At 66.8% G+C, this 23443-nt stretch carries 20 protein-coding genes; 15 read left to right on the top strand and 5 right to left on the bottom strand.

From position 1 onward, the window contains the following. The first annotated feature begins 8 nt into the window (after positions 1–8). Genes HNP47_RS12745 through HNP47_RS12735 form a run of 3 tightly spaced genes read left to right on the top strand, consistent with a single transcriptional unit; the run spans position 9 to position 4652 of the window. Positions 9–3197, top strand: coding sequence for an efflux RND transporter permease subunit (locus HNP47_RS12745; RefSeq protein WP_135194138.1), 3189 nt, complete (start codon positions 9–11; stop codon positions 3195–3197). Beyond that, positions 3194–3922: a HupE/UreJ family protein gene (locus HNP47_RS12740; RefSeq protein WP_035308114.1), complete on the top strand. Its 729-nt coding sequence runs from the start codon at positions 3194–3196 to the stop codon at positions 3920–3922. The genes HNP47_RS12745 and HNP47_RS12740 overlap by 4 nt, the downstream gene beginning before the upstream one ends. 13 nt (positions 3923–3935) lie before the next feature. Then, positions 3936–4652 (top strand): transmembrane anchor protein, encoded by a 717-nt coding sequence (locus HNP47_RS12735; RefSeq protein ID WP_184279849.1) that lies wholly within the window; start codon positions 3936–3938, stop codon positions 4650–4652. 31 nt (positions 4653–4683) lie between these two features. On the opposite strand, the gene HNP47_RS12730 is transcribed toward HNP47_RS12735, so the two are convergent. Further along, on the bottom strand, positions 4684–6003 hold the full coding sequence (locus HNP47_RS12730) for an MFS transporter (RefSeq protein WP_135194136.1): 1320 nt from the start codon (positions 6001–6003) through the stop codon (positions 4684–4686). Positions 6004–6070: 67 nt separating this feature from the next. On the opposite strand from HNP47_RS12730, the gene HNP47_RS12725 reads away from it, so the two are divergent. The 7 genes from HNP47_RS12725 to HNP47_RS12695 all read left to right on the top strand — a co-directional run bounded on the left by HNP47_RS12725 (position 6071) and on the right by HNP47_RS12695 (position 16525). Then, complete coding sequence (locus tag HNP47_RS12725) at positions 6071–6346, top strand: metal-sensing transcriptional repressor (RefSeq protein ID WP_088582496.1); 276 nt, start codon at positions 6071–6073, stop codon at positions 6344–6346. Between the two features lie 7 nt (positions 6347–6353). Beyond that, positions 6354–7466, top strand: a complete 1113-nt coding sequence (locus HNP47_RS12720; RefSeq protein ID WP_184279848.1) for a nickel/cobalt efflux transporter — start codon at positions 6354–6356, stop codon at positions 7464–7466. A 9-nt stretch (positions 7467–7475) separates the two neighbouring features. After that, entirely contained in the window at positions 7476–7643 is a 168-nt protein-coding gene (locus HNP47_RS16595; protein WP_081836171.1) for a DUF1289 domain-containing protein, read from the top strand. Between the two features lie 807 nt (positions 7644–8450). Next, positions 8451–9056 carry a RadC family protein gene (gene radC / locus HNP47_RS12710; protein WP_052004993.1) on the top strand — a complete coding sequence of 202 codons (606 nt, stop codon included), beginning with the start codon at positions 8451–8453 and terminating at the stop codon, positions 9054–9056. Positions 9057–9063: 7 nt separating this feature from the next. Then, positions 9064–10023 (top strand): toprim domain-containing protein, encoded by a 960-nt coding sequence (locus tag HNP47_RS12705; RefSeq protein WP_081836174.1) that lies wholly within the window; start codon positions 9064–9066, stop codon positions 10021–10023. Next, positions 10020–12098, top strand: a complete 2079-nt coding sequence (locus tag HNP47_RS12700; RefSeq protein WP_035308125.1) for a ParB N-terminal domain-containing protein — start codon at positions 10020–10022, stop codon at positions 12096–12098. Before HNP47_RS12705 ends, HNP47_RS12700 begins: the two co-directional genes overlap by 4 nt. A gap of 164 nt (positions 12099–12262) precedes the next feature. Further along, positions 12263–16525 carry a strawberry notch-like NTP hydrolase domain-containing protein gene (locus tag HNP47_RS12695; RefSeq protein WP_035305781.1) on the top strand — a complete coding sequence of 1421 codons (4263 nt, stop codon included), beginning with the start codon at positions 12263–12265 and terminating at the stop codon, positions 16523–16525. A 5-nt stretch (positions 16526–16530) separates the two neighbouring features. On the opposite strand, the gene HNP47_RS12690 is transcribed toward HNP47_RS12695, so the two are convergent. Then, positions 16531–16962, bottom strand: coding sequence for a type II toxin-antitoxin system VapC family toxin (locus tag HNP47_RS12690; RefSeq protein WP_035305778.1), 432 nt, complete (start codon positions 16960–16962; stop codon positions 16531–16533). Further along, positions 16959–17567, bottom strand: coding sequence for a DUF433 domain-containing protein (locus HNP47_RS12685; RefSeq protein ID WP_184279847.1), 609 nt, complete (start codon positions 17565–17567; stop codon positions 16959–16961). Before HNP47_RS12685 ends, HNP47_RS12690 begins: the two co-directional genes overlap by 4 nt. A gap of 193 nt (positions 17568–17760) precedes the next feature. Here HNP47_RS12685 and HNP47_RS12680 point away from each other — a divergent pair, with 193 nt between their 5' ends. The 3 genes from HNP47_RS12680 (at position 17761) to HNP47_RS12670 (ending at position 19153) form a co-directional block, all read left to right on the top strand. After that, positions 17761–18105 carry a hypothetical protein gene (locus tag HNP47_RS12680; protein ID WP_260394869.1) on the top strand — a complete coding sequence of 115 codons (345 nt, stop codon included), beginning with the start codon at positions 17761–17763 and terminating at the stop codon, positions 18103–18105. 35 nt (positions 18106–18140) lie between these two features. Beyond that, entirely contained in the window at positions 18141–18569 is a 429-nt protein-coding gene (locus tag HNP47_RS12675; RefSeq protein WP_035305768.1) for a single-stranded DNA-binding protein, read from the top strand. Positions 18570–18688: 119 nt separating this feature from the next. After that, entirely contained in the window at positions 18689–19153 is a 465-nt protein-coding gene (locus HNP47_RS12670) for a GcrA family cell cycle regulator (protein ID WP_035305766.1), read from the top strand. A 382-nt stretch (positions 19154–19535) separates the two neighbouring features. Here HNP47_RS12670 and HNP47_RS12665 read toward each other — a convergent pair whose 3' ends face one another. Further along, the gene (locus HNP47_RS12665) at positions 19536–19757 is read right to left on the bottom strand and encodes a hypothetical protein (RefSeq protein WP_035305764.1); all 222 of its coding nucleotides are present in this window, start codon (positions 19755–19757) and stop codon (positions 19536–19538) included. Between the two features lie 397 nt (positions 19758–20154). On the opposite strand from HNP47_RS12665, the gene HNP47_RS12660 reads away from it, so the two are divergent. Together HNP47_RS12660 and HNP47_RS12655 are read left to right on the top strand one after the other, a co-directional pair. Next, positions 20155–21072, top strand: a complete 918-nt coding sequence (locus HNP47_RS12660) for a DUF2493 domain-containing protein (RefSeq protein WP_035305761.1) — start codon at positions 20155–20157, stop codon at positions 21070–21072. A gap of 331 nt (positions 21073–21403) precedes the next feature. Further along, complete coding sequence (locus HNP47_RS12655; protein WP_035305757.1) at positions 21404–22642, top strand: DUF3363 domain-containing protein; 1239 nt, start codon at positions 21404–21406, stop codon at positions 22640–22642. A gap of 451 nt (positions 22643–23093) precedes the next feature. On the opposite strand, the gene HNP47_RS12650 is transcribed toward HNP47_RS12655, so the two are convergent. Continuing rightward, the gene (locus HNP47_RS12650) at positions 23094–23438 is read right to left on the bottom strand and encodes a hypothetical protein (protein WP_155988052.1); all 345 of its coding nucleotides are present in this window, start codon (positions 23436–23438) and stop codon (positions 23094–23096) included. Positions 23439–23443 lie beyond the last annotated feature (5 nt).

The raw sequence follows: 23443 nt of genomic DNA, 5'->3' as shown, positions 1-23443 counted from the left end.
CGAGAACCATGCTTGCACGCATCATCGCCCTGTCGATCCGCTTCCGATGGGCGGTCATGGGGCTCGTCCTCCTGGCCTGCGCCATCGGCGTCTGGAGCTTCCAGCGCCTGCCGATCGACGCCACTCCGGACATCACCAACGTCCAGATTCAGATCAACACCGAAGCCCCCGGCTATTCGCCGCTGGAGGCCGAACAGCGCATCACCTTCCCCGTCGAGACCGCCGTCGCAGGCGTTCCGGGCCTTCAATACACCCGCTCGGTTTCGCGATACGGGTTGAGCCAGGTGACCGTCATCTTCGACGACGGCACCGACATCTATTTCGCACGCCAACTGGTGAATGAGCGCCTCCAAAGCGCCCTCGGTCAGCTTCCCCCCGGCGTCACCCCTGAACTTGGCCCTATCGCCACCGGCCTCGGGGAGATCTTCATGTATACGGTCGAGGCCGAGCCGGGTGCACGACGTCCCGACGGCCAGCCCTATACGACCGAAGACCTGCGCACGCTTCAGGACTGGGTCATCCGGCCCCAGCTTCGCAACACGCGCGGTGTCACCGAGGTCAACACCGTCGGCGGCTACGAGCGTCAGTATCACGTCACACCCGATCCGCAGCGGCTGGCGGCCTACGGGGTGACCATGGCCGAGGTGGTCGAAGCGCTGGACAACAACAACGCCAACGTCGGCGCGGGCTATGTCGAGCGCTTCGGCGAACAGTATCTGATCCGGGTGCCGGGGCAGGCTTCGACGAGTGAAGACCTGGGCAACATCGTGATCGCCACGCGTGGGGGCATTCCGATCCGCATCCTGGACTTCGCCGACATCGGAATGGGCCAGGAACTTCGCACCGGCGCCGCGACCGAGAACGGCAAGGAGACGGTCCTTGCGACGGTTCTCATGCTGGCTGGCGAGAACAGCCGTATCGTCGCCCAGGCCGCCGCCGCCAGCCTGCATGAAGCCGCCAAGGCCCTGCCGCCCGGTGTCGTCGCCACGCCGGTCTACGACCGCACCGAACTGGTGGAACGCGCCATCCACACCGTCGAAAAGAACCTCGTCGAGGGCGCCCTGCTGGTCATCGTCGTGCTGTTCCTGCTGCTCGGCAACATCCGCGCGGCCCTGATCACGGCGGCGGTCATTCCCGTCACCATGCTGATGACCATCACCGGCATGGTGCGGACCGGAACCTCCGGCAATCTGATGAGCCTCGGCGCGCTCGACTTCGGCCTGATCGTGGACGGCGCCGTCATCATCGTCGAGAACTGCCTCAGGCGCTACGGCGAGGCCCAGCATCGCCTGGGTCGTATCCTGACCCGCGAGGAACGGTTCGATCTGGCGGCGACCGCCTCCAGCGAGGTAATCCGGCCCTCGCTATTCGGGGTCATGATCATCACCCTGGTCTATGTCCCCATCTTCGCCCTGACCGGGGTGGAGGGGAAGACCTTCCACCCGATGGCGATCACCGTCGTCATCGCCCTGACGGCAGCGCTCCTGCTGTCCCTGACCTTCGTACCCGCCGCCGTCGCCATGTTCGTCACCGGCAAGGTCGAGGAGAAGGACAGCTTCCTGATGCGCTGGGCCCGGGTGGGTTATCAGCCGGCGCTCGACTTCGCGCTCAGGACCCGCAGCCTGATGATCGGCATTGCGGTCGTGCTGGTGCTGCTCGCCGGGTTCGGGGCGTCGCGGATGGGCTCGGAGTTCGTGCCCAATCTCGACGAAGGCGACATCGCCATGCACGCCCTGCGCATCCCGGGCACCAGCCTGACCCAGGCCGTGCAGATGCAGACTGCGTTGGAAGCCCGCATCGCCCGCTTCCCCGAGGTGGAGCGGGTCGTGGCCAAGATCGGCACCGCCGAGGTCGCCACCGATCCGGTGCCGCCCTCGGTCGCCGACACCTTCATCATGCTGAAGGACAGGAAGGATTGGCCGAACCCTCGCAAGTCTCGCGGCGACCTCGTCGCCGAGATGGAAGAGGCCGTGAATGAGATTCCCGGCAGCAAATACGAGTTCACCCAGCCGATCCAGATGCGGTTCAACGAACTGCTGAGCGGGGTGCGGGCCGACGTCGCCATCAAGGTCTATGGCGACGATCTCGACGAACTGCTGCGCCTCGGCGCCGAGATCGAAGCCATCGTGGCCTCGGTGGACGGGGCCGCCGATCCCCAGACCGAACAGATCACCGGCCTGCCGGTGCTCCAGATCACACCCAACCGACCCGCCATGGCGCGCCTTGGCCTGAGCATCGAAGACGTCCAGTCGGTTATCTCCACCTCGATGGGCGGCACGACCGCCGGGCAAATCTTCGAGGGTGACCGTCGTTTCGACGTCGTTGTCCGCCTGCCCGAGCGTCTGCGCGCCGACACCAACGCCATCGGTCGTCTCCAGGTCCCGCTCCCGGCGGGCGAAGGACAGCCGCGTCAGTTCGTGCCCCTGAATGAGGTCGCCACGATCGAACTCACAAAGGGTCCGAACCAGATCAGCCGAGAGAACGGCAAACGCCGCATCGTGACCACGGCCAATGTCCGCGACCGCGACCTGGGTTCGTTCATCCGCGAGGTTCAGGACCGGGTCGATGCTGAGGTCGCCATACCGGCCGGCTATTGGGTCACCTATGGCGGAACGTTCGAGCAGTTGATCTCGGCCGCCAAACGATTGCAACTCGTGGTTCCCGCGGTGTTGCTGCTGATCTTCGGCCTGCTGTTCGCCTTGTTCCGCTCGGTCAAGGACTCGGCCATCGTTTTCTCCGGCGTGCCTCTGGCCCTGACCGGAGGGGTGGCCGCCCTGATGCTGCGTGGGCTGCCTCTGTCGATCTCGGCGGGGGTCGGATTCATCGCCCTGTCCGGGGTCGCCGTGCTCAACGGTGTCGTCATGGTCACCTTCATCCGCAGCCTGATCGCCGAAGGGAAGCCTCTTGGCGAGGCAATCCGGGAGGGGGCGCTGACCCGTCTTCGCCCGGTGCTGATGACGGCGCTCGTCGCCAGCCTCGGCTTCGTGCCCATGGCCTTGAACGTCGGAGCCGGCGCCGAGGTCCAGCGCCCGCTGGCCACGGTCGTCATCGGCGGGATCATCTCCTCGACCCTGCTGACCCTGCTCGTGCTCCCCGCCCTCTACAGCCTCGTCCACGGCCGCCCGTCTTCGCCGAACGGCGTCAGACGGTCGTGGCGTGAGCGGCTTCCCTTCGCATACTCCCGGAGGACTTCATGAACCCGCGTCTCCAGCGCGCGACCGCCTGGTTGCGAACGCCCATCGGCCTGCTGAGCGCAGGCCTGTTGGTGCTCTTCCTCAACGGCCTGTTCACCGCCACCCTGGCGCACGGGGTGGCGGCAGGGGACAAGGGCTACATCCAGGAGACGTCCGGCATCGTCTTCTGGCCCTTCGTCTATCTGGGGGCCAAGCACATGGTCACCGGTTACGACCATCTGCTGTTCCTGTTCGGGGTGATCTTCTACCTCTACCGCCTCAAGGATATCAGCCTCTACGTCACCATGTTCGCCGTCGGGCATTCGACGACCCTGCTGCTGGGCGTGATGCTGAACGTCAACGTCTCCAGTTATCTGATCGACGCCATCATCGGCCTGTCCGTCGTCTACAAGGCGCTCGACAACATGGGGGCCTACCGACGCTGGTTCGGTGTCCAGCCGGACGCCAGGGCCGCGACCCTGGCGTTCGGTCTGTTCCACGGCCTGGGTCTGGCGACCAAACTGCAGGACTTCCAGCTGTCTTCAGACGGCCTCTTGGTCAACCTGATCGCCTTCAACATCGGCGTGGAGATCGGCCAGCTTCTGGCGCTCGGAGCCATCCTGATCGCCATGGGATTCTGGCGCCGGACCGCCAGCTTCGGGCGCCACGCCTATCTGGCCAACGTCATCCTCATGATCCTCGGTTTCATCCTGACGGGCTATCAGCTCGTCGGCTTCTTCGTCGCCTGACGGGAGACCTTCCATGCAAAATCTCAATCAACCCGATCCCGCCGAACTGCCGTCGACGGCCAAGCTGCTCAAGTCTACCGGCGTCGCCGTCGTCATCGCCTCGGCCCTGCTGGTCACCGTGGTCCTTCCAGCCGAGTACGGCGTCGATCCTACCCGCATCGGCTCGGTCTTCGGGCTGACCGAGATGGGCCGGATCAAGCGCCAACTCGCCGTTGAAGCTGCGGCTGAAGCGGCCTCAACGGCGGCGGTCATTACATCCACGAGGACCGCGCCTGCCTTGCCGGCAGCCGCACCAGTGGGCTCACCAGACACCGCAACTCAGGAGCCGCCCAGGTCTGGCAAGACCGAAGCCGTCCCGCCAGCGGTCACGACCCAGACGGCAGCCGCAGCTACGACAACCAATGGCGCATCGGCGGGTCGCAGCCATCGCACGTCCCTGACCCTTGAGCCTGACGAGGGGGCCGAGATCAAAATGGCCATGGGGGACGGCGCGAAGGCGAACTTCACCTGGTCCACCAGTGGCCCGGCGGTGAACTATGACACCCATGGTGACGGCCAAGGGATCACCTATCACGGCTATAGCAAGGGAACCTCCGCCCGCGAGACGGGGGTGCTAACGGCCGCTTTCGCGGGTCATCACGGCTGGTTCTGGCGTAACCGCAGCGGCGAGCGTGTCACCATCACGCTTCAAACCTCGGGCGACTACGAGAGCGTCGATTTCGTCGACTGAGGCTTACGGTCGGATGTCTCCCGCCTTGGGCTCACTCCTTCGTCGTCGGCCATCGCGGGTGGCGCTCGTCGATGACGAAGGGATGGCTGTGCAACGCCTCTCCGGATTGACCGTCCAGATGCGGATCGTCTTCGGCCGGTGCGTCATGCCGATGCGGCAGGTCCGTCGGGTCGTTCGCAGGCCAGACTACAAATCCTAGGACCGTTCCGAACGCGCACAGGGCGGCCAGCACCAGAAAGGCCGCGCTGGGGTCCGCAGCCGCGCTGACCAGACCGGCGACCGGATAGGCGATCAGCCAGGCGGCGTGGGACAGGGCGAACTGCGCCGCGAACAGGGCCGGACGATCCTGTGCGTTGGAAGACCGACGCAAGGCGCGACCCGCCGGTGTGAGGGTCAGCGAATAGCCGACGCCCATGACGGCCCAGAGGATGAGCAGGGCGACATAGGTGGTCGCCAGCACCGATCCCCCAAGCAGCACCAGGGTCATGATCGCGGCGCCCCACAACATGGCGGTCCGGTCTGCGACCCGGTCCAGCAGGCGAGGCAGGGCGATCGCCGCCGCCATCGACCCCGCCCCGAAAGCCGCTAGCGCCCAGGCGGCGGCTTGGCCGGACATGGCGAAGCGGGACTGCACCAGGACGACCGTGTTGACGAACACCATGGCCCCGCCGGCGGCCGCGGCGATGCTGATGGCGATCAGACCGCGCAGACGTGGCGTCAAAGCGAACAGGCGAACCCCGCCCGTGAGCCGCTGGATGAAGGGTTTCTGAGCCGTCTGCGTCAGTACCGGCAGTGCAGCCGTGACGACGAAAAGGGCCGAGATAACGAAGCCGAGGGACGTCCCGGCGAACAGATTGTTGTAGCTCATGAAGGCGAGGAGCACGGCCGCCAGCACGGGACTGGCCACGCTCTCGAGATCGGCCGCGAGGCGCGAGAGCGACAGGGCCTTGGTGTATTCCGCCTCGTCAGGCAGCAGGTCGGGGATCATCGCCTGGAACGCCGGGGTGAAGGCCGCCGAGGCGACGTACAGCACCGTCATCAGGGCATAGACCTCCCAGGCCTCGCCAACGAACGGCAAGGCGCCGGCGACACAGGCCCGGACGACATCCAGCGAGACCAGCAGGGCCTTGCGGGGAAGCCTGGCCGCCAGGGCGTTCGCGAAGGGCGCGACGCCGATATAGGCGATCATCTTGATGGCCAGGGCCATCCCCAAGACTTCGCCGGCATTGGCCCCGGCCAGATCATGCGCCAGCAGACCCAGCGCCACCGTCGCCATGCCCGTGCCGAGCAGGGCCGCGACCTGAGCCGTAAACAGGTGCCGATAACCGGCATGTCGGAGCGGGGAAAACATCGAAGATCATCCTGCGGGTCGAGCCAGGGGGCTAGCCTTATCCCCTCCGGGGGGATAGCATCTTGCTATGGCCCACGTCGTCCATAAATCCCATCCCGAGATCGTCAATCGGCTCAAACGCGCCGAGGGACATCTGCGGAAAACCATCGCCATGATCGAGGGCGGCCGCACCTGCCTTGACCTCGCCCAGCAGCTTCACGCAATCGAGAAGGCCGTGGCGGCGGCCAAGAAGGCCCTGATCCACGATCACATCGACCATTGCCTCGCCCATGCGGCGGAGGGCGATCCGGCTGAGGCGCGGCAGGCCATGGCCGAGTTCAAAGACATCACCAAATACCTGTGAGACGCCGATGACTCCGTTTGCGGACCTGCTCGCGCAGGGCTCGGCCCATGCCTGGCTGTTCATTCCCTCGGCCCTCCTTCTCGGGGCGCTTCACGGTCTTGAGCCGGGGCATTCCAAGACCATGATGGCGGCCTTCATCGTCGCCGTGCGCGGGACGGTCTGGCAGGCGGTATTGCTCGGGCTTTCGGCGACCTTGTCGCACACGGCCATCGTCTGGGCGATCGCCCTGACCGGTCTTTACTTCGGTCAGTTCTTCGACATCGAAGCCTCGGAGGGCTGGTTCCAACTGGCCTCGGCCGTGATCATCCTCGGTGTCGCCGCATGGATGCTGTTGGCCACATGGCGCGAGCAGAACGCCGTCCATAACGAGCATGATCATGACCACACCCACGACGAGACGCGCTGGATCGACACGGGCCATGGCGTCGTCAGCCTGAGTATCTTCGAGGACGGTATTCCGCCGCGCTTCCGGTTTGCCCCCGATCACGGTCCTGTCCCGAGGGCCGGCGACATCAAGGTCGCCACCACGCGCGCGGACGGCTCCGTCCAGACATTCCACTTCGAGACACGCGACGGCTATCTCGAATCGGCTGACGTCATTCCCGAACCCCACGCCTTCACGGCGCGGCTGGTTCTGGGCCACGGCAATCACACCCATGACTTCGACGTCGAGTTCGCCGAACACGATCACGAGCATGGTCATGACCACGGCGGCCTGGATGTCTCAAACCCCGGCCACCAGGACGCCCATGAACGCGCCCACGCCAACGACATCAAGAAACGGTTCGCCAACCGCAAGGTGACCACCTGGCAGATCATGCTCTTCGGCCTGACAGGCGGCCTGATCCCGTGCCCGGCCTCGATCACCGTCCTGCTGCTCTGCCTGCAGCTGAAGCAGGTGGCCTTGGGTGCGACCCTCGTCCTGTGCTTTTCGATCGGATTGGCGGCGACCATGGTCACCGTCGGTGTCGCAGCGGCGATCGGGATGCGGCATGCGGAGAAGCGCTGGTCGGGAGGTTTCGCGGCTTTTGCACGAAAGGCGCCCTATTTTTCAGGGGTTCTGATCGCTGTCGTCGGCCTGGTCTTGACCTGGCAGGCCGTCGTCTCCCTGGCCCGGTAGACAGGTGGGATGGCCAAGACACCCTGTATCGATGTCTGCACTTTCGACGCCCGCTCCGGTTTTTGCGCAGGCTGTGGACGCACGCGGTTGGAAGTCGCGGGGTGGCGCAAACTCACTCCGCATCAGAGGAAAACCATCGAACGCGACTTGCGACGTCGCCTGACGGGACGCTCGTAGGGCGCCTCGCATCCACATACTTGCCGCAGCGATCCGCCTATGACCTTGGGCCCCCGCGAGCCGACGACTTCCTCCTAGCTGATGGCTCGCAGGGAACTCGGAAGGGAAGTGGCCAAGGGGTCCGACATGCGCGCGGATGGACGAGGGGACTGCCACTCCAAGTTGGATTTCGGCAGGGCTTGCGGGGTCCAGCAGGCTCGCGTCCTAATCTCCCCCTTCGCGTCCACCGGCGGCACGCAGCAGGTCGCCGACCCTTCGACCATTAAGGCGGCATGAGGCAATCACCCGATCATAGACGATGACGCGACCGTTACGACCGCGAACCGCCACGCACGTCAGGACACGTCCGCGAACCAAGCCCGACAATCGGTCCCGGTCAGCGCGTCCGGTCGGACTGTGGAGCTCGGGGGCGTTAAAATCCGACAGCCGGACCTCAATCCAGGTCGAGGGGTCACTGTTGGGGCCCGCACACAGGCTGTCACCGTCACCGATGTAGCGCACCAGACCGGAGAAGGACGCGCCCGCGCGGTCAGGCAAACGGCCCTCGCACGGATCCGCGTGGGCGACGGCGGGAGCGAGGAGAAGACCAGTGAGGATCAGGAGCCATTTCATGGGCGCAGCCTGAAGCCATCGCCCCTCTTAGCCAACGGGCATTGGAGAAAAAGGAAGGGCGGGGGGTGGTCGCCCCGATCCGGGGCCAGCAGCCCCTGGAGCCCCGCGATGCGACCCTTGTCCTCATCAACATTCAGGCCTTCCGGCCTGCGTTCGGGAGACCTGTTCGCGGCGTCGCCGGGCCTTGAGCAGGAGATGGACGACGCCACCCTTCTTTCCCTGCTGATGACACGCACCATGCCGGAGCGTGACATCGCGCAGGCTGCAGCGACCTTGCTGGCGGTGTTCGGCACGGTCGCCGCCGTCGTCGCGGCGGATCCGCACGAGCTGGCGCGGGCCGCCACGCTCGACGCGACCACGATCACGGATCTCAAGATGTTGCGCCGGCTGAGTATCAGGTTGGCCCGATCGGAGGCCTGCCGCCGCCCCGTCCTGTCATCATGGTCCGCCCTGGTCGCCTATGTTCGCTCGGCCCTGGCCCACGAACCGAGAGAGCAGTTCCGCGCCCTGTATCTCGACAAGAAGAACATCCTGCTTCGGGACGAATTCCGGGCCGAAGGCACGGTCGATCACGCCCCGGTCTACCCCCGTGAAGTCGTCCGGCGGGCGCTGGAACTCTCGGCTTCGGCGCTCATCCTTGTCCACAATCATCCGTCCGGCGACCCGGCCCCGTCACGGGCCGATATCGAGATGACCCGCAGGATCGTGGACGCCGCCGGCGTTTTCGGCCTGCAAGTGCACGACCATCTCGTCATCGGCCGTCAGGGTACGGCGAGCTTCAAACAGCTCGGCCTGATCTGAGGCGGCCATGACCCTTCACGCGATTGTCGCCGCCCTGGGCGGCGACCTCTATGCCGGAGGTTCGCGCGCCAGCATCCCCGCACCCGGCCACAGCACGGCGGACCGTTCGGTTTCGTTGATGCTGGCCGATGATCGGGTCATCATCCACGGATTCGGCGGCGCCGATTGGCGCACCGCACGGGATGATCTTCGCCTTCGCGGCTTTATCGATGACGCCGGTCGGCTCACCGGCGGCGGGCGCGGACGGTCCTCATCGCCGAGACCGGACCGGCGCCTTCGCGTCGAGACCGCATCGCGTCTGTGGACCGCGACGACGGAGCGACCGCCCCACGGTCCGGCCAGTCTCTATCTGCGACGGCGCGCAGTCATGACCGGAGCCGCCGCTTACAATCTTCGCCTGCACCCCTCCGCGCCACTGTCGGTCTATCAGAGTGGTAGGCGCGTGCGTCCCGCTCTGATCGCCCGGGTCAGCGACGCCGAGGATCGTCTGACGGCGGTCGAGCTGACCTATCTCGAGACCAATGGTCTGCCCGCCGGCGGTCTGCGCCTGGCCCGAAAGACTGTGGGTCAGGTCCCGCCCGGCGCGGCCGTTCGCCTCTCGCCTGCGGCCGAAGAGATGTTGGTGGGCGAAGGGGTGGTCACGACCCTGTCGGCCATCGACCGCTTCGGTCTTCCCGGCTGGGCTCTTATGGCCGCCAATAACCTCGTCGCCTGGAGCCCGCCCGCCTGGGTGCGCCGGGTCCTGATCGCCGCTGACCGTGGCGAGGCCGGTGAGGCGGCGGCTGCCCGGCTCCGCCGCCGCCTGGTGAATGACGGTCTCAAGGTTGAGGTGTCATGGCCCGAGCCGCCGTTCGGCGACTGGAACGAGGTCGCGGTCGCGGCGGCGTCGCAAAGGGGGAGCGAGGGCTCTGAGGGGCGCCGGAGTGACGGGGATGGCCCCCGTCGCCCGGCAGGAGAGACCTCATGACCGACCTCGTTCCCGTCATCACCTCAACAACCTCTGTTCCTGAAACCCCAACCCCGGCCGTCATCTTCACGCCCGTGGAACGCATCGTCCGCCTCGGGGATCTCGGCATCGCGCGAGAGAACCTGCGCTATGGCGAACCGCCCGACGACGATATTCCGACCCTGGCCGCCACCCTGAAGGCGGCCGGTCAGTTGCAGCCCGTGACCGTCAGGCCCGGTCGCGGCAAAAAGGAGCAGCCGTTCATGGCCCTAGACGGTCGTCGTCGTCGTCTGGCGCTGGCGAGCCTGCTGGAGGCCGGCGACATCGACGAGGACTATCCTGTCCGGACCTATGTCGAGACCGATCCGGCGCGCCAGGCGGCGGCGGTGCTTTTGACCAACACCGCCGTGCCGGTCCATGTGGCCGATGTCATCGCCGCCATTGGCCGGATGCTGAAGTCGAAACTGACGATCACCGCCATGGCGCGGGCGCTCGGTTATGACGAGATCGAGATCAAACGGCTGGCCGCCTTGTCCGGGGTCGCGCCGGCCGCTCTGGTGGCGCTGAAAGCGGGCCGGATCACGCTTCGCCAGACCCGGCTGCTGGCGCGCCTGCCGGACCTTCAGGAGCAGAAAGACATCGCCCAGATGACGCTGGACGGCCAGGGCTTCCAGGAATGGCGGGTGAAGGAGCGGCTCGACGACAGCCGGGTCACCACGCGCGATCGCCGCTGCGCCCTGGTCGATCCTCAGGCCTATGCTGACGCCGGGGGGCGGACGGAGAGCGATCTGTTCGGTGAACTGCCGCCGGTCCTGCTCGACCCCGACATCCTGACCGAGGTCTGGACCCGTCGCGCACGTGGGATCGCGGCCGTGTTCGAGGCCGAAGGGATCTCGGTTCACGTGACCGCCGGCCCGGAGCCAGAGCTTCCCGACGATCTGGAGGCGCTCGGCTATGTGTATGGCGGTTCACTCCCCGCCGAAGAGATGGCGCGCTACCGGGCGCAGAGGGAGGTGTTCAACGACCGGACCGAGAAGGCCCGCATCGCCCTGGCAGACGTCGAGCACCCCGACGTGGCTGATCTGGCGATCGTCGACATGATCCACGCCAAGATTGCATCAGACCAGACTGGATGCGGGGGCCGGGTCGTGACCACGATGGTCCTGTGGCCGGCCGCGGAGGCAGGCGTCGAAGTCCGCTGCTACACGCCGGAGGAACCCGAGATCGACGAAGAGGATCAGGACGCCGCGCCGGAGGCCGCGCGTCGGACCGCGGCGCCACCGGCCTATGTTCCGCCGGAAGTCGAGGCTCCGGAGCCGGAGACAGAAGGCGTCAACCATGCCCTTCACGCCGTGCGGACCGATGTGGCGACGCGGGGTCTGATCCGCGCGCTGGCCGACGATCCCGGGGCGGCGCTTACAGCCTTGATCGCGCGGCTGTTCACCGTCCTCGTTCGACGCGCGCACGTCGCGCGGTCGGACTCGGCCTTGGCCATCACCGCCAGCGGGTTCAATCCCGCGAACAGCCGGGTCATCGAGGCTCTGGATGGTGACGTTCGTCGACGGCTCGAGGATCGTCGCACGGCCTGGGAAGCGTCCGGCGAGACCGTCATCGCCTGGGTCCACGGCCTTGCCCACGGCGAGAAGATGGGATTGCTGGCGGAGTTGACCGCCATCAGCCTCGACGTCCGGGAGGAGAAGACCTTCTCCATCCGCCGCAGCGCCCGGGCCGAGGCGGCGGAGCTGGCCGCTCTCTGCCAAGCGGACATCACTCTCCACTGGACGCCCGACGCCCCCTTCCTGCAGCCCCACTCCAAGGGCCTGCTGACCGGCATGCTCGACACCATGGGCGCCGAGGACGAGCGGGCGAAGACGCTCCGCAAGACCGAGCTGGTCGACTGGGTGGCCGAACAGGCCGCGCAACGGACCTGGGCTCCGGCCGCCCTGTCATGGGCCGCCCCGATCGACGCCGATCAGGATGCCCCGGACATCGAGGACCAAGCCGCCGGCGATGGCGTCGATGAGGACGACGAAGGGGCCGGCGCCTTCGTCGTCACTCCGGCGGGCAAGGCGGCCTTGGACGTCGCCGCCGCCTGATTATCCGCACACGGAAACACCGCCCCGGCGACCTGCCGGGACGGTGTTTCTCTGTCGTCGTGCGCGTCGACGCGACTGTCGGGGAGACGAAGGGAGGGCGGGGCGAAGCGAGCCTGGAGGACCGAGAGGGAGGAGCCCTCCGCTCCAGGCGATCGGAGCCTTCCATGTCAACGATCCGCAACCTGTCGCTGTTCGCCGACCTCGCCGTCGGGAATCTCCCCGCCAACATCCTGGCCGCTGCCCGTGCATTGGCCATCCATCTTGCCCGCTCCCGCCCGCTGGATCGACGTCTCGTGGCCGAGGTGATGACCACCGCGTTCGGAGCGTCCGACGCCGAGGGCGGCTGGACCTGGCGCGACGCCTATGACGCTATCGAGGGCGCGACGGTGCTTCAGATCCGCCGCCTCGCGCCGCAGATCGCCCGGCTCGAGGACGCCCCGGCCGAGATCGCCGCTCTGCTCGCCGCGGTCTCAGCGCTTGGCCTGACCCACAGCCGGCGCAGTGAGGAACAGGTCGCGCTGGACCAGTTCTCCACCCCGCCCCAACTCGCCGCCCTCGCGGTGCTGGCGTCGCAGGTTCGGCCGGGCGACCTCGTGCTGGAGCCCTCGGCCGGGACCGGATTGCTGGCCGTAGTGGCCGAAGCGTGCGGGGCGAGCCTGACGTTAAACGAGCTTGCGCCCACGCGCGCCGCGCTCCTCGACGGACTGTTCGCCAAGGCGACGCGCCGGCGGCACGATGGCCGCCATCTACCCGACCTCCTCGGGGACGCCGGGGCGTTCGACGTCGTGGTCTGCAACCCGCCGTTCTCGGATCTTCAGGCCCATCTTATCGCGTCGGTCAAGGTTCTGGCGGACGGCGGCCGGATGGCGGCGATCGTGCCCCTCACCGCCCTTGCCGACACCGATCTGAGGCGGGTGCTCGAAGGCCACGGCGTCATGGTGGCCGCCGTGGCGTTTCCCGCGCGCGCTTTCGCCAAACACGGCACCTCGGTCGAGACCGGCCTGCTGGTTATGGATCGCGGCGGGACAGCCGTCTGGGACGGCCTTCTTCACCAACCCGAGGATCTGGAGGCGACCGCCCGGATTCTCGCGAGCCTTCCGAATCGCGGCACCGCCCGCCCGCGCGTGCGGTTGACGTTGGACGCCGCCGCCTTCCTCGCGCCGCGCGACCGCGGGCTGGCCCTTCCCGCAGGCCGACTGGCCTTCCTGGCCGGAGCAACACCCCTGGCCTATGAGGCGCGGCCCTGGGCTGGAGAGGGCCGGGACGTCGGCCTCTATCAGGCGCATGCCCTGGCGCGGATCGTCCTGCCCGATCCCCGGCCTCACCCTTCACCCCTGGTCGAATCCGGGCCCATGGCCTCAGTCGCGCCGCCCGCGCCGACCTACCGGCCGGTGTTGCCGCCGGCGGTGCTCATCCAGGGCCGGATCTCCGACGCCCAAACGGAGACGGTGATCTACGCCGGCGAGGCCCATGCGGCCTTCCTGCCCGGCCGGTTCCGCCTCGGCGAAGCACCGCATGAGGTGGCGCTCGTGCGCGATGATCAAAGCGAAGCGTTCGCCTTCCGTCGGGGTTTCTTCCTCGGCGACGGCACCGGCTGCGGCAAGGGGCGGCAGATCGCCGCCATCGTCGCAGACAACATGAGCCAGGGGCGCGTGCGCGCAGTCTGGCTCTCCCGCAATGACGCCCTGCTGGAGGACGCCCGGCGCGACTGGGGCGCCATCGGCGGCGGGGCCCACGACATCGTGCCGCTGTCGAGCTGGAAGCAGGGAGACGGGGTCCGGCTGGACCGGGGTATTCTGTTCACCACCTACGCGACCCTGCGTCAGCCGGCGCGGGGCGTCCGTCCCTCCCGCCTCGACCAGATCGTCGCCTGGCTGGGCGAGGACTTCGACGGCGTCATCGCCTTCGATGAAGCCCACGCCATGGCCAACGCGGCCGGTGGCGGCAAGGGCGCGCGTGGGACCAAGAAGGCCTCGCTGCAGGGCATGGCGGGGCTGGCGCTGCAGAACCGTCTGCCGAACGCCAGGATACTTTATGTCTCGGCCACGGGCGCCACCACGGCCGAGAACCTCGCCTATGCCGCACGTCTTGGCCTGTGGGGCGGGCCCGAAGCGCCGTTCATGTCCCGCGCCGACTTCCTGGACGCCATGGACCGGGGCGGGGTCGCGGCCATGGAGCTGGTCGCACGCGAGCTCAAGGCGCTCGGGCTTTATGTGGCGCGATCGCTGTCGTTCGAGGGCGTCGAGTACGAACCCCTGGTCCATCCGCTGATGCCAGACGACGTCGGCGTATGGGACCAGTGGGCCGACGCCTTCCAGCTGATCCACGCCAATCTGGCAGAGGCGCTGAAGGCGACCGGTCTCAGCGACGACGCTGGCAAGCCGAAGAGCGCGATGGCGGCTTCCGCGGTCCACTCCGCTTTCGAGGGCGCTAAACTGCGCTTCTTCGGTCACCTTCTGGCTGGCCTGAAGGCGCCGAGCCTGATCGCGTCAATCCGCGACGACCTCGCCTCGGAGCGCTCGGCCGTGGTCCAGATTGTCTCCACAAACGAGGCGGTGATGGAGCGGCGGCTGTCCTCGATCCCGCCCGAGGAATGGAACAACCTATCCATCGACCTGACGCCGCGAGAATACGTCCTCGACTATTTGCGCGAGGCCTTTCCCGTGCATCTGATGGAGGCGGTCGAGGACGATGACGGCAATGTCACCATGGTCCCGGTCATAGACGACGGTCGTCCCGCCCTCAGTCAGGAGGCGTTGGCCCGACGCGAGGCCCTGATCGAGAAGATGGCCTTGCTGCCCGCTGTGCCGGGCGTGCTCGACGCCCTGCTGGAAGCTTTCGGGACCGACGCGGTCGCCGAGATCACGGGCCGGTCGCGCCGGGTGGTGGTGAGGGACGGTCGTCGCGTCGTGGAGCGGCGGGGCGCCTCCGCGGCCCGCGCCGAGACCGACGCTTTCATGTCGGGCCGCAAGCGGGTGCTGATCTTCTCCGACGCCGGCGGAACCGGCCGCAGCTACCATGCCGACCTGTCGGCTCCGAACCAGCAGCGGCGGGTCCACTATCTGGTCGAACCGGGCTGGCGGGCCGACGCCGCCATCCAGGGCCTTGGCCGCTCCCACCGGACGCATCAGGCATCCGCGCCCCTGTTCCGGCCCGTCACCACCGACATCCAGGGCGAGAAGCGGTTCACCTCGACGATCGCGCGCCGGCTGGACTCTCTGGGCGCGCTCACGCGCGGCGAACGGCGCACCGCCGGAGCCGGCCTGTTCCGCGCCGAGGACAATCTGGAGAGCCCTTGGGCGCGCCGGGCATTGCTGGTCTTCTACGGCGCACTGGCCTTCGGGGAGCTGGACTCGATGACGCTTGAGACCTTCGTGGCCAAGACGAGCTTGAAGCTGCTCGACGACGACGGCGGCCTCAAACCCTCCGACGACCTGCCGCCGATCCATACCTTCCTGAACCGGCTTCTGGCGCTGCGCATCGCCGACCAGAACGCCTTGTTCGCGGACTTCGACCGCATCCTGTCCGGCATCCTCGATCGAGCCGCCGCCTCCGGTGAACTGGACCGCGGGCTGGAGGACATCGAGGCCGAGGAACTGGAGGTCACGGATCAGGAAGTGATCCGGACCGATGTCTCGACCGGCGCCGAGACGGCTCTGGTGACCTTCTCGCTCAAGGTAAGGCGCGAGATCCTCGTCGCCGACGCCGCCCTGACTTGGGCGAAGGATGTCGCCCACCAGCTGGTCGTCAACGAGAAGTCGGGCCGCGCCGCGATTGCGGAACTCGGCTTGACCACCTCGACGGACGAGAACCGCCTGATCACCGCCGTGCGGCTGGTTCGGCCCGACGATCGCCAGACGATGGCCGAGAAGACGTTCGAGGAGTCGGCGTGGAAGCCAGCGGAGGTTTCGACCTGGCGGCGGGTCTGGGACCAAGAGGTCGCCGGGACCGACCCTTGGCGGACGCGCGAACTGACGCTTGCCACGGGATTGCTGTTGCCGATTTGGGGCCGGTTGCCGGCGCGGGGTTGCTCGGTTCGCCGGGTCCGGGCGCCGGACGGACGCCGCTGGCTGGGGCGGGTTCTGGACCAGGTTCAGGCTCGAACTCTGAAGACGAGCCTGGGTCTGACCGACGTCGCCGAGGTTTGGGCGGACGGCGCGAGAACCGCCGCCACGATCCTCGACCGCAACGTCCAGCTATCGCTGGAGGGCGGGCTGTGGCTGAAGCGGTCCCGCGTTATGGACCGCTGGCGCATCGAGGTGGTGGGAGGCCGGACGGATCGCGACGCCCTGGTCGTCTCGGGCTGTTTCGTGGAGATCATCGCCTACACGCCTCGGGTCTTCGTCCCGGTTGAGCGGCCGACCGTGTTGGAGGCGGTGCTGCGCCGCCATCCGGTTCAGACCGTCCTCGACGGGCAGGCCGCCTGAGCGGGTCAGACCGGCGTCGCCTTCGGCGGGGACCGGGACGGGTTCAGAAGGGGGACGCCGCGACCCGTCACATCCTTGATATTGGCGGTGACGAGCGTCAGACCGTGGACCAGCGCGGTCGCGGCCAGGGCGGTATCCTCCTCGTCGCCGTCGCGCTCGGCCAGCATCCGGCCCCAGACGGCGGCCACGGCTTCGTCGATGGGCAGGATGCGGCCCGCATAGGCGGCGATGACCGCGTCCACGCCCTGTGTGATCGCCGCGGCGGCAGGATGGTCAGCGGCTGTCGCCCGCTCCGCTCCGTATCGCAACTCGCGGACAGTCATGGCGCTGATGCAGAGCTCGTGGTCATCGACCGACCGGAGCCAGGCCAGGATGTTGGCGGACGGTTTGGGCTTGCTGCTCTGGCTGACGACGTTGGTGTCAAGCAGATAGATCATCCCCTCGGCCGCATGAATGGCTCGAGCCCGCCAAGGTCGGCTCCCTGCATCGCGCGCTTCGCCGACGTCGCCGGGTAAGGGCGACCGGATTTGGGATGGGCGCGCGCATAAGCGGTCGCCGCCTTGATCTTGGCGAGCGACAGCGACGGGTAGTCCTCGAGGATCTCCTCATCGGTGGCTCCGCCTGCCGAGAGCGCCGCTAGGCGGTGGACCTCGATGTCGGTGCCTCTTACGACGGGAGCGCCGTGTTTGATCTCGATGGCGCGATCCACAGCCTCCAGCGCCTTCAGGCGTTGCGCGACATTTGTCCGATGCCGCTTCAACTGCACGATGAGCGGCCCGACAGAAACACTGGCGGACCGCGGAGACTCCTTGATCACGGCGACATACAGGTCGTCGAGCGCGGAAGGCGTCAGGGTGTGGCGATAGGTGGCCACCATGTCGAGATAGACGAGATCGGTCAGGCCGACGCATCGCACAGCGCGCTTGGCCGGACCTGAGGCCTCTGGCTTGAGTGGTCGGCGGTTGACGTCGCGTTTGATCGCGTCGAGCGGTTGATCAAGGACGAACGCCGCTTCGGGCAGAGTCCACTGGGGATCGGGCATCGAACAAGCCTCCTAATATGATCCAATATAGGATCACATTGTGGGTTCGGCAATGTCGGTGAGGCCCAGGATCGCGTGCGCGACCGAACACCGTCCAAAGGAGCGGAGGAAGGGAGTTTCCGGGTGAAGCGGGATTGGGGAGATCGGCTCCCCGACGGCTTCGGATATCCAGGAGACTGACATGCAAAACGTGATGTTCACCGGCCGATTGGCGGCCGACCCCCAGATCACCGACGACTTCGGCAAGGCGGTGTTTCGCCTGCTTGAAAGCCGCGGCGTCGACAACGCCGGCAAGGATCGGCTGGTCGGCGTCAACTGCGTGAGCTGGTCCAAAGGCCTCAACGAGAAGGTCATAGCCCGGGGCCTCGCGCAGGGGTGTGAGGCCGTGGTCATCGGCGCTTTCATCGACACCGCCTACGCGGCCAAGAACGGGACCGAGCGGACGGCCAAGGAACTGGTCATCAACCGGCTCACCGTCCTCGACTGGGCCGAGGAACGCGACATCCAGGACAGCAGCGCCGACCGCGCCGCCGCCTGATCCCTCATCAACATTCAATTCTCAGGAGACTGACCATGCAAACCGTGATCATCGAAGGCTATCTGACGGCCAACCCCTCCGTCCTCTCGGCTCAAGGCTCGGGCAAGAAGCGGGCAAGCTTCCGCGTGCTCGAGACTACCCGTTTCCGCAAGGCCGACGGCACGCCCGGCGAACGCACGACCGGCTTCAACTGCATCTGCTTCAACGAGGCGACGGCCGAGAAATACATCGGCCCGTTCGCCCGCAAAGGCAGCCGCGTCGTGATCCAGGGTCATGTCGAGAACGACACCTGGACCGGCAAGGACGGTGTCGAACACTACGACATGCGCGTGATCGTCGGGGATATCCGACTGAAGAACCGGCGCGAAGCTTCCGATGGCGCCGCCGAGGACGAGGGCGACTCCGGTCGCCAGGTCCAGGAGCCGGCCAGTGGCTACGACCTAAACGACGACATCCCGTTCTAGACAGCGGGCGAATGAGAGCGGCCCGGCGCGCGAGCGTCGGGCCGTTTCCTTTGGGGAGGGAGGGAAAGGCAGGGCGGCGCAGGGCGAGCCGATCGGGCTCGTCAGCATCGGAGCTTCCCATGACCGCCTCTGCCTGGACCGATGACCGCATCGGTCGTCTGAAGACACTCTGGCTCGAGGGCCAGACCGCCGAGCAGATCGCCCGCGATCTCGCCAATGGCATCACGCGCAGCGCCGTGCTCGGCAAGGTCCATCGCATAGGTCTGTCGGCGGGCCGTTCCGGCCGCCCGCCCAAAGGCTCTGACGCCCGTCCGAAGCCGGTCGGCCTCTCGCCGGCCAGGTCCCTGGCGACCCGGCCGATCGACGCTCGTCCCGTAGTCGCGGCTGAACATGGCCTGGCAACAGTCCTCTCGGTGCGGCGCTGCCAGTGCCGTTGGCCTTTCGGTGAGCCCGGAGCCGCTGACTTCAGTCTGTGCGGTCAACCGGTGACCCGGGGGGCCTTCTGTGCCTTGCATGCCGCCGTCGCCTATCGGCCGGCGGCGGACACTCCCCGCACCCTCGACCGGCTGGCGCTTCTCGACTGAGATCCGTCACGCCCTTGCTGCAATCTGAGACGATCTGAACGGCGGCCTCGACGAGGTCGCCGTTTGTATTTGGCCCGGGCAGCCAAGATCGGGCCGCCCGCTTGTCGGCCTCTGGCCGATCGAGGTCCCGACGCGGCCCCGGCCGCTGAGTTGAAAGTCGCCCGTCAGATTCTGCGCTGGGACCCGCGACGACTACGCGCGCCTTGCTTCTGGCTGGAATTCCCGAAAAAAAGGCGGCGCATGTCCTCGACATGGACGCCCGCAAGCGTGACATCAGCGGCCCCGTTCAGGGGGCGATGGAGGCCTTTCTTGGCAGGCTGGCGTCCCGTCGGCTGGACCGGTTCCGCCGCAGAATAAGGCCCGTAGACAGGCCGTCCTCTCTTCAGTGAACCGTCTCCCAGCCTCGCATCGGCGTGACGTCGTGGGAGCCCTCGGTTTGCACGAGAAGCTCCACGTCGCGGCCTGAGAGATGGATTTGCCGCGTCAGCTTTAATCCGGCGTCCTCCGCATCGACACGGAAGTCATATTCACCGATCTGCCGATCGTCTTTCATGACGCGCCATCCGCCTTGGGTTCGCAGCACGGCGACGGTGATCTTCTCCATACCAGGCTCCGACGTTTGAAGGACGGGTTGATTTAGCACCGCTGGTTTCTCTCATGCCAGTGAGTGAGCATCGGACTATTGCCTGCGGCGCCCTCAGACGTTCGCAACCGCGTAGCGCCGCCGGCTCGCCGACGCCGACGGACGGGAAGAGCGTTGTCTTGTCTTCCGTATCGGCGCAACGGCGCCGAGTGGTGTCGTCGTCGCGAAGGGCGACGACGACTTACCCCCACACAACGCCCTCCGATTTTGTCACAGCACCCCGGAAGTCAACGGCTTCGCCTTATTCCCTCCACGGAGGGCAAGCGGCCCTCCGCTCCGGTGACTGCCGGGGACCCCGCTGTGGCCAAAACCGGGGTCGTTGCGCATGGGGCGCTCGACATTCTCTAGGAATGTTCCAATGACCCGTTTCAACACTTCATCCTCCGCCTTGGCCGACCTGTCCGCTTCCCTGAACGAGGGAGGTTCGCTTCCGACCGAAGACGCCCTGGTTCAACTCGGGCGCGCGCTCATGACCGAGCTGATCGACGTCATTTCTGACACCGCGCTGGAGGATTTCCAGACCATCCTGGGAGAGGCCCTGATCGGCGCCTTCCATTCGGCGGCCGGGCGGATCGAACGCGATGCGGACCGGGCGCGCGATACGATGCGATCGCTCGACCGGGACTTCGACGGATCGGAAGCGGCTGACGTCGAACTCCAGGAAGCCACGGCGAAGGCCCGAGCAGGCGATGCGGCGACGCAGGCCTGCGAACTGATCCGGGACGCGGCGTCTGAGACCTGGACGGTCGCGACCGGGGAGGTCTGGACGGCCTGGCGGGGATCGCGGCGCGGCACCCATCTGACGGCGGCCCAGCTTGAGGCGAAACAGGCGATCCGGGCGATCAAGCAGCGGAAGTCCGGGGAGGCGGATCCGGGCGGTCCGGTGATCGCCTTCCGGGGCGCGCCGACGGCCGACAGCGCGGAGGATGCCGGTCGGATCTTCGACGCTCTGAACTGGGCGAAACAGGAATGGCCGGACATGGCTCTGGCGACGACCGGGGCGAAGGGCTCCGAGAAACTCGCGATCAAATGGGCCCAGCAGAAGGGGGTGAAGCTGATCCTCGCCCGCGCGGATTTCGACACCCACGGCAAGGCGGCTCCCTTCAGGGCGAACGACGAGCTCATCGCGCTCGAGCCGGAGGTCTGCCTGACCTTGGTCCATTCGCTGGCGGGGATGAGGGAGGACCACCGGCCGTTCGGACCTGCGCTCAACCTCGGGCAGAAGGCGATGGAGTCCGGGTTGCGGCATGTGCCCATCAAGGCCCGGGCCGCCTGAGAGACTGGACCTGAAAACAACGACCCGCTCGGCTTCGGCCGGGCGGGTTTTTGTTTGTCATCCGGCGGCTCGATCCGATCGACGGCCTGTGCAGCGTGTGTATCTCGCTTCCGGTCACCAACTATGATGACTGTTGATAGGGTATGTCGGCGTGTGATTTCGATGGATGACAATCTGCAAAAAGGGTCGGAGGGCAAGATAAAAGGGTGTTTTTGACTGCGCCGGTTTCTTCTATTCTGCCCGACAGTTAGCGGCAGCTCGGAGCATCATTGACGACTTGTCTTGAGTTGTCATCCTTCGAGCCTTCGCTCCATGCTCTGGAGGACTGCGAATGCTGATCCGGGACGCGATCGAGGGGCGGGTCTCAGCCCGTTCCGAGCGGACCGTCGACGCGGTGCACGTCGGCCTTCCCCTTTCCCTCAAGACCGAGCGGATGGATGTCAAAAGCGGCATGCTCAAGCGTCTGGCGAGTTCGAGGGCCTTTACGCTGGGAAACCGGTCAGGGGTGCTCAAGGCGGCTCAGAACCGGTCAGGTCGCGCCTTTCGTCTGGACGTTCGCCAGAAGGTCATCGTCAAGGCGCTGGTCTCGCGGCACATGGGCAAGGGCGCCGATCGGGGAGCCGCGCTCGCCAAGCATGTGGCCTACCTCGGGCGAGCGGGCGCCGGGGCGGAAGGCTCGCGGCCGGAGTTTTTCGACCCTGGTCTCGATGGCGTTCAACCCGGTTTTGAAACGGAAGGGTGGAGCCAGGACCGGCATCATTTCCGGTTCATCATCTCGCCGGAACATGGCGATCGGCTCGACATGAAATCCTATGTCCGCGAGGTCATGGGCCGGGTCTCGGCGGACCTCGGAGAGCCGAACCTGAAATGGGTGGCGACCTGCCATTTCGACACCGATCAACCTCACGCCCATGTGCTGGTCCGGGGTCGGCGCGAGGACGGGCGAGACCTCGTCATTCCGCGCGACTACATCGGCTATGGGTTTCGCGCGCGGGCGCAGGAAGTGGCGCAGGAGCGGCTTGGCGATCTCTCGCGGGTGGAGGCTGAGCGGCGCATCTGGAAGGAGACGGAGGCCGACCGCTTTACCGGTTTCGACCGGCGGCTGATCGCCGAGGCGGACAAGAACGGGATGGTCGATGACGGGGTCGGATCAACCGACGCCTGGGCGGCTCTGACGCGCGGGCGGCTGAGACATCTGGAACGGCTAGGGCTCGCGGGGCGGTCCGGGCGGCGGTATCGGCTCGACGGCGAGATGGAGACGAAACTGCGCACGCTCCAAGTGCGGCGGGACATCATCCGCACCCTCAATCAGCGTCGGCTGGAGGGCGCGAGGGATGTACGGGTTCTCGGCAGGGAGCCGGTGCGAGGTGTGGTCGTGAAAACGGGGTTTCATGATGAGGCAGGGGCTTCGCCGTGGGCGGTAGTGCGCGACGGATCGGGTGTGGAACACTACGCCAGGCTTCGGATGGGGTACGCCGGCGTCAAGATCGATCAGACGGTAGTGCTCGTTCCCTCGACTAACGGTCTGGCGCAACTGGTCACCGGCAGGGGCGCGAACCTCAGTCGGTGACTCGCCCCGGTTACCGGCGGAGCGCGCCATCCGGAGACAGGCAGACCGCTGCCGTGGGATAGGATTTGCCGAGGGTATGGAAGTCGTGGTCGCACGGACGAAGCACCCTCAAAATACGTTCCGGAGCCAATGGCTCGATCACGTGCAGGTCCCGTCCATTCTCTGTAACGCCACAGCCCTGGCGAGCAAGCCACCCACCTTCAATCGCCTCCACGACGAGGCCTCGCCGCCAGTCGGGGAGAAGATCGAATGGCAGCGCAATCTCGAGGACCGCGGGCTCGCCGATAAGCGCCAGCCGTTGGCCGAGGGGCGTTCCTGCGCGTGGGCGCGCCAACGCCTCGCCACCCCAGGATGCGAGGAGGCTGCACACATAGTCCTCCTCGGGGTGCCGAGGCGTGGAGGTCATGAAGACAGCCCCGTCCTTGACACCGAAGGAGTCCGTGTTCAGCTCTCAACATGCCGTCAGGCTCGCGACATCGTCGCTCGTCAGGTCGCCGGCATCCTGCCGCGTGCGTAGGCGCATATTGCGACGATGCTGACTCGTGGGCCACAGGCCTTCGCGCATCAGTAATTCCACCTCATCGGCGCAGAGACGCCCGTAGTGCCAGGCTCGGATGGTTACTCCCGCCATGGTGCGAGCGATCACGTCGAGCCCGAGCCGACGTGGCTCGTCCGTGGGGTCCGGCTCATAGCGATTCTGGGTGACGTTTAGCGTGTGGGCCACGAAAGCGCCGTCTACAGCACGGAGTGCTTCGATCACCGGTTCCGGAAAGGATGCGACATCCCAGACATCCATTACTC

This window comes from Brevundimonas vesicularis (assembly GCF_014204545.1).
Classification (GTDB): domain Bacteria; phylum Pseudomonadota; class Alphaproteobacteria; order Caulobacterales; family Caulobacteraceae; genus Brevundimonas; species Brevundimonas vesicularis_B.
Note: the sequence above shows the minus strand (reverse complement) of the source record. Positions and strands in the feature narration are given on the sequence as shown.